The sequence below is a fragment of the Kitasatospora sp. NPDC059571 genome (genome assembly GCF_042735675.1).
Classification (GTDB): domain Bacteria; phylum Actinomycetota; class Actinomycetes; order Streptomycetales; family Streptomycetaceae; genus Kitasatospora.
This window is the reverse complement of sequence record NZ_JBHWBW010000489.1, coordinates 1-5890: the sequence shown is the minus strand read 5'-3', so window position 1 is coordinate 5890 and position 5890 is coordinate 1. Positions and strand designations below refer to the sequence as shown.

6 protein-coding genes are annotated in these 5890 nt (G+C 74.6%); 2 read left to right on the top strand and 4 right to left on the bottom strand.

Annotated features, from left to right (window positions below):
• Positions 1-29: 29 nt before the first annotated feature.
• Together ACFV0G_RS33650 and ACFV0G_RS33645 are read right to left on the bottom strand one after the other, a co-directional pair.
• Positions 30-524, bottom strand: coding sequence for a DUF3145 domain-containing protein (locus ACFV0G_RS33650; protein WP_380556196.1), 495 nt, complete (start codon positions 522-524; stop codon positions 30-32).
• Positions 525-889: 365 nt separating this feature from the next.
• A complete protein-coding gene (locus ACFV0G_RS33645; protein ID WP_380556194.1) occupies positions 890-1909 on the bottom strand; it encodes an NADP-dependent oxidoreductase in 1020 nt (339 codons plus the stop codon).
• Between the two features lie 103 nt (positions 1910-2012).
• Between ACFV0G_RS33645 and ACFV0G_RS33640 the strand changes: the two genes are divergently transcribed.
• Positions 2013-2456 carry a MarR family winged helix-turn-helix transcriptional regulator gene (locus tag ACFV0G_RS33640; protein WP_380556192.1) on the top strand — a complete coding sequence of 148 codons (444 nt, stop codon included), beginning with the start codon at positions 2013-2015 and terminating at the stop codon, positions 2454-2456.
• 182 nt (positions 2457-2638) lie between these two features.
• The gene (locus ACFV0G_RS33635; RefSeq protein WP_380556190.1) at positions 2639-4144 is read left to right on the top strand and encodes an LCP family protein; all 1506 of its coding nucleotides are present in this window, start codon (positions 2639-2641) and stop codon (positions 4142-4144) included.
• Here ACFV0G_RS33635 and ACFV0G_RS33630 read toward each other — a convergent pair.
• Together ACFV0G_RS33630 and ACFV0G_RS33625 are read right to left on the bottom strand one after the other, a co-directional pair.
• On the bottom strand, positions 4131-5048 hold the full coding sequence (locus ACFV0G_RS33630) for a 1-aminocyclopropane-1-carboxylate deaminase/D-cysteine desulfhydrase (protein ID WP_380556188.1): 918 nt from the start codon (positions 5046-5048) through the stop codon (positions 4131-4133). The two genes, ACFV0G_RS33635 and ACFV0G_RS33630, sit on opposite strands and share 14 nt — an antisense overlap.
• Before the next feature lie 33 nt (positions 5049-5081).
• Positions 5082-5777, bottom strand: a complete 696-nt coding sequence (locus ACFV0G_RS33625; RefSeq protein ID WP_380556186.1) for a class F sortase — start codon at positions 5775-5777, stop codon at positions 5082-5084.
• Positions 5778-5890 lie beyond the last annotated feature (113 nt).

Sequence of the window (5890 nt, the reverse complement as noted above, 5' to 3'; positions counted from 1 at the left end):
GTGCGGGGCCCGCGTCGCCTGCGGGGCCTTCAGACGACCTGGTGGAGCCAGCGCACCGGGGCGCCCTCGCCGGCGTAGCGGAACGGCTCCAGTTCGTCGTCCCAGGGCTTGCCGAGCAGCCGGGCGAGCTCGGCCTCCAGGTCGCCGCCCTCGGTCTTGGCGCGGAGCAGGACGGCGCGCAGCCGGTCCTCCGGGATGAGGATGTCGCCGTGGATGCCGGTGACGGCGTGGAAGATGCCGAGCGCGGGCGTGGAGCTGTAGCGCTCGCCCTCGGCGGTGGCGGACGGCTCACCGGTGACCTCGTACCGGATCAGCTGCCAGCCGCGCAGGGCCGAGGCCAGGCGTGACGCGGTGCCGGGCTCGCCCTGCCAGGAGAGCTCGGCGCGCCACTGGCCGGGCGCGGCGGGCTGGCGGATCCAGTCGAGGCCGACCCGCACGCCGAGCACGCCCGCGACCGCCCACTCGACATGCGGGCACAGCGCGCGGGGCGCGGAGTGGATGTACAGCACACCACGAGACGTCACCGGGACCTCCAGGCTGTGGACGAGGGTCGCCTTCCCCAGCTGCCTCGTGCCCCGCGCCGAAGGTGTTCCGTCGGTGGTTTCGGTCTTCCCCGTGATGCTCAACTTACTCGACATTAGGTAATCAAATTGAGCAAAACGGACAAGCTTTCACTCCATGCTAGTCGAATCCCCAACAGGGTCCACCCCTCCCCGGCCACTCTCCCCCGAACGGCCCTATCAGGGGCGCGAGCGCCCTGCCGGCCCGCCCCGCAGGCAGGCTGACGCCCCGTCGGGCCGCCCGGACGCCGCTGCACCCCGCGCAGGCGAACGGGGCCGCACCCACGGGGGCGGCCCCGTTCGCACCGGAGTGACGGAGCGATGGAGCGTCAGAGCTTGACGACCATCTTGCCGGTGTTGTCACCGCGCAGGAGGCCCAGGAAGGCCTCGGCGGTGTTCTCCACGCCCTCGACGACGGTCTCGTCGTAGCGCAGGCTGCCGTCCTTCAGCCAGCCCGCGATCTCGGCGACGAACTGCGGCTGGAGCGCCGCGTGGTCGCGCACCAGCATGCCCTGCAGGCGCAGCCGCTTGCCGATCGCGGCGGCCAGGTTGCGCGGGGCGGCGGGCGCCGAGGTGTCGTTGTACTGGGCGATGGCGCCGCAGAGGGTGACCCGGCCGTGCGGGTTGAGCGAGGCGATGGCCGCCTCCAGGTGGTCGCCGCCGACGTTGTCGAAGTAGACGTCGATGCCGTCGGGGGCGGCCGCGGCGAGCTGCTCGGCGACCGGCGCGTCCTTGTAGTTGAAGGCGGCGTCGAAGCCGTAGTCGTCGACCAGCTTGGCCACCTTGTCGGCGGAGCCGGCCGAGCCGATCACCCGGGCGGCGCCCTTGAGGCGGGCGATCTGGCCGACCAGCGAGCCGACCGCGCCGGCCGCACCGGAGACGAAGACGGTGTCGCCCTCCGCGAAGGAGGCGACCTCCAGCAGGCCCGCGTAGGCGGTCAGGCCCGGCATGCCGAGGACGCCGAGGTAGTACGAGAGCGGGGCAAGCTCCGGGTCGACCTTGACGCTCTGCGCGGCGGGCAGGGTGGCGTACTCGCGCCAGCCGAGGCCGTGCAGCACGGCGTCGCCGACCTCGAAGCCCTCGGCGGCGGAGGCCACCACGTAGCCGACCGCGCCACCGTCCATCGCCGCGCCGATCGCGAACGGCGGGACGTACGACTTGACGTCGTTCATCCGGCCGCGCATGTACGGGTCGACCGAGAGGTAGGCGTTGCGGACCAGGATCTCGCCGGGGCCGGGCTGCCGCACCGGCGCCTCGACCAGGGCGAAGTCGCTCGGGACGGGCCGGCCGGCGGGCCGGGCCGCCAGGTGCCACTCGCGGCCGGTGGTGGGGATCTCCTGGGTTGCCATGGCACTGCTCCTCGGGGTGTTCGTCGCATGAAAGGTTGACTTACTGAAGCAATCGTGGACACGAATAGTTCAGGATGTCAAATGTTCAGGTACCATGGAGGCCATGGAGACGCAGCCGCCCACCGATCCGATCACGATGGAGGTCACCGACCTCATGGCGAGCCTGGTCGGGCTCTTCCACCGCGAGTACGAGGAGGCCGCCGCCGCCCGCTCGCTGACCGGAGCGCAGGCCAAGGTGCTCGCCCTGCTCAGGCGCGGCCCGATGCCGATGCGGCACATCGCCCAGACGCTCAGCTGCGAGCCCTCCAACATCACCGGCATCGTCGACCGGCTGGAGTCCCGCGGGTTCGTCACCCGCGAGGCCGACCCGCAGGACCGCCGGGTCAAGCTGGTCGCCGCCACCGGCCCCGGTGCGGCCGCCTCGGCCGAGCTCCGCGAGTCGCTGAACTTCGCCCGTGAGCCGCTGGCCGCACTCGACCCCGAGGAGCGCACGGTGCTGCGCGACCTGCTCCGCCGGATGCTCGACGGCGCCGCCCCGGCCGGCTGAGACCGGCCCGGCCCCCGACCGGGCCCCTGCGGCAGGGCGCTGCGCACCTCTCACCCTCGGCCGATCCGCATCGGCATGTAACCGAACGGCCCGGCAGGCCGTCTCAGTAGTGGCGGCACACCGGCGTGCCCGCCATTCCGCCCGCCGGGCCGTCCGCGGCCGAACAGAGAGCAACTCCACAGATGACCGACAAGGGCCGCGCCTCCCGCCGCGCGGGTCGCCTCGCCAGGGCGGCCGGGGCGACCGCCGCCGTCCTGGTGCTGGCCACCGCCGGCGCCGGTGCCTGGTTCTACCACCGCATCGACCACAACATCAGCACCTTCTCCGCGGACGGCATCGCCACCAGCCGCCCGCCCGCCGCCCCGACCGCCTCCGGCGGCGGCCGCCCGGTCAACGTCCTGCTGCTCGGCTCCGACACCCGCACCGACGGGAACGACGAGCTCGGCGGCGGCGAGGCGGGCGTCGGCCACTCCGACACCGCGATCCTGCTGCACGTGTACGCGGACGGGAAGCACGCGGTCGGCGTCTCCATACCCCGCGACACCCTGGTGACCATCCCGTCGTGCAAGCTGCCGAGCGGACGCTGGACGACCGCCCGCACCAACCAGATGTTCAACTCGGCCTTCACCGTGGGCGAGTACCCGCAGGGCAACCCCGCGTGCACGCAGAACACCGTCGAGGCGCTGACCGGCCTGCGGATCGACCACACCATCGTGGTGGACTTCAAGGGCTTCGCCGCGATGACCGAGGCGGTGCACGGGGTCGAGGTGTGCGTCCCCAACGACGTCGACTCGTACGGCATACACCTGTCGAAGGGCCGCCAGACGGTCAGCGGCCAGAGCGCCCTGGACTACGTGCGGGCCCGGCACGGCCTCGGGGACGGCTCGGACATCGGCCGGATGAAGCGCCAGCAGGCCTTCGTCTCCTCGTTCATCAAGAAGGTCCAGACCCAGGGCATGGACCTCACCACCCTGCTGCCGCTCGCCGACGCGGCCACCAGGTCGCTGACCGTCGACCCCGACCTCGGCAGCGCGATGAAGCTCGCCACCTTCGCCCAGTCCCTCCAGGGCGTGAAGCTCTCCGGCATCACCTTCGTCACCGTCCCCTGGCAGTTCGCCGGGGCCCGGGTGACCCTCGTCCACCCGGACGTCGACACCCTCTGGGAGATGCTCCGCCAGGACCGCACCCTCGACGGGCACGCCACCGGGCAGAGCACGGCCGCGACCCCCGGGCTGATCTCCGCCGCGTCGCCCACCCCGACGGCCTCCGCCGACCCCTCGGCCGGCCCGGGTCCCGGCGCCTCCGCGAGCGCCGGCGGCACCGCGGTGACCGTCCAGGTGCACAACGCCTCGGGAGCCGCCGGAACGGCCGGCCGGGCCGCCGCGGCGCTGCGCACCCTCGGCTACCAGGACGTGGTCATCGCCTCCGACACCAAGCTCCGCAGCACCACCGTGGTCGGGTACGCCGCCGGCCACCGGGCGGAGGCCGAGCAGCTCGCGGCCCGCTACCCGGGCGCCGAGGTCCGCCAGGACGCCTCCGCCGACGGACTGCTGCTCACCCTCGGCACCGACCACGCCACCGGCGACCCGGCCGGCGCGGCCGTGCTGCCGGACGCCGTCCCCACCGGCATCACCGGCAACGCCCGGCCGGCCGACAGCGACCTCTGCTCCGACCTCAGCTTCGGCTGACCGCCGCCGCGGCCGCCTCGTCCGGCACCCCGGTGACCACCAGCGTCACCCGGGTGCCGGGCGCCAGCCGGCCCGCCTCCGCGAGGCCGTACACCGCCCGCAGTGCCTTGGCGACGTACCGGCGCTCGACGCCGATGCCGTGCCGCTGCTCGAAGGAGGCCGCGAAGGCCTCCAGCTCGGCCGGCACCCGGCCGTACCCGCCGCCGTGGTACCCGTGGTCGATCCGCCAGCCCGAGAAGGAACGGCCGTACGCCGCCCGGTGCAGCGCCGCCACCTCGGCCTCCGGGTAGCCCTCACCGCGCAGCACCGCCACCCCGAGCGCGCGGGCGCCCGGCGGCAGGCCGGCCGCGATCCCCGCGAGGGTGCCGCCGGTGCCGACCGCGCAGCAGACCACGTCCGCGGGCCCGAGGTCGCCGATCTCGGCCGGCAGCGCGGCGGTGCCGCGGACCGCGAGCGCGTTGGAGCCGCCCTCGGGCAGCACCAGGGCGTCCCCCCAGCGGCCGTCCGCGGCGTTTCCCGCGGCCGGGGCGAGTGCGCGGTACGCGGCGCGGTCGACGAACTCCAGCTCCATGCCGTCCGCCTCGGCCGCCGCCAGCGACCAGTTGCGCGGTCTGTCGGCCAGTTCCTCGCCGCGCACCACACCGGTCGAGGCGAGGCCGAGGGCGCGCGCCGCGGCGGCGGTGGCGCGCAGGTGGGTGGAGTAGGCGCCCCCGAAGGTGACCAGCCGGGTGCGGCCCTCCGCCAGCGCCCGCGCGAGGTTCGGGGTCAGCTTGCGCCACTTGTTGCCCGGCACGGCCGGGTGCAGCAGGTCGTCGCGCTTCAGCCGCAGCCGGACGCCGGCCCGGGCCAGCACCGGGTCGGCGACCTCGGTCAGGGGGGTCGGCAGGGCGGCGGGCAGCGGCATCCGCCCAGGATAGGGGGCGGCCGCCGGGCCGGCTCAGGCCGTGCGCGAGGACTGGAGGTGGGCGAAGACCACCACGTTGTCCGCGTAGTCGTGGGTCTTGCGGTCGTACTCGCCGGCGCAGGTGATCAGCCGCAGCTCGGCGTCGGGGGTGTCGGCGTACACCTGTTTGTCGGGGAAGGCGTTCTTGGCGAAGGTCTGCACCGAGTCCACCGAGAAGACCGCGACCGTGCCGTCCGCCCGGGTGATCTCCACGGTGCTGCCCGGCCGCATCACGTGCAGCATCAGGAAGACCGCCGGCCCGGTGGTGGTGTCGACGTGGCCCGCGACCACCGCGCTGCCGCGCTCCCCGGGGGTCGGGCCGTTCTTGAACCAGCCGACCAGGTTGCGGTCGCCCGCCGGCGGGGCGGCCAGCTGCCCCGACGCGGTCAGCCCGAGCTCGGTGAACGGGGCCTCCACGAACAGCGACGGGATGCGGATCCGGACCGGCTTGGAGCGGGGCATCGCCGGGGCCGCGGGCGCACTGCGCGAGGGCGGCACGAACGCCGACGCGGAGGCGGCGGCCGGCCCGGCGGCGGCCGTGGTGGGTGCGGCCGGGGTGGTGTCCACCGAGGTGTAGATCACCAGCACCCCCGCCGCGGCCAGGCCCATCGCCCAGCGCAGGGCGGAGCGCCCCCCGTCGACGGCCTTCGGCCGGTGCGCCGGGCTGCCGGCGGAGCGTTCGGGTGCCATGGCGATCTCCCTCGTGCGGGTCCTGCGGGTGCTGCGGGTGCGCGGACCGCCCCGGCAGGGCGCCGGGGCGGTGTCGCGCGGGTGCCTCCGCCGTCCCGCCGGGACCGCGGCGC

Bases quoted from the DNA above. Each gene is read 5' to 3' on its own strand.
- ACFV0G_RS33645 (WP_380556194.1), bottom strand. From the start codon at position 1,909: ATGGCAACCCAGGAGATCCCCACCACCGGCCGCGAGTGGCACCTGGCG.
- ACFV0G_RS33640 (WP_380556192.1), top strand. From the start codon at position 2,013: ATGGAGACGCAGCCGCCCACCGATCCGATCACGATGGAGGTCACCGAC.
- ACFV0G_RS33635 (WP_380556190.1), top strand. From the start codon at position 2,639: ATGACCGACAAGGGCCGCGCCTCCCGCCGCGCGGGTCGCCTCGCCAGG.
- ACFV0G_RS33630 (WP_380556188.1), bottom strand. From the start codon at position 5,048: ATGCCGCTGCCCGCCGCCCTGCCGACCCCCCTGACCGAGGTCGCCGAC.
- ACFV0G_RS33625 (WP_380556186.1), bottom strand. From the start codon at position 5,777: ATGGCACCCGAACGCTCCGCCGGCAGCCCGGCGCACCGGCCGAAGGCC.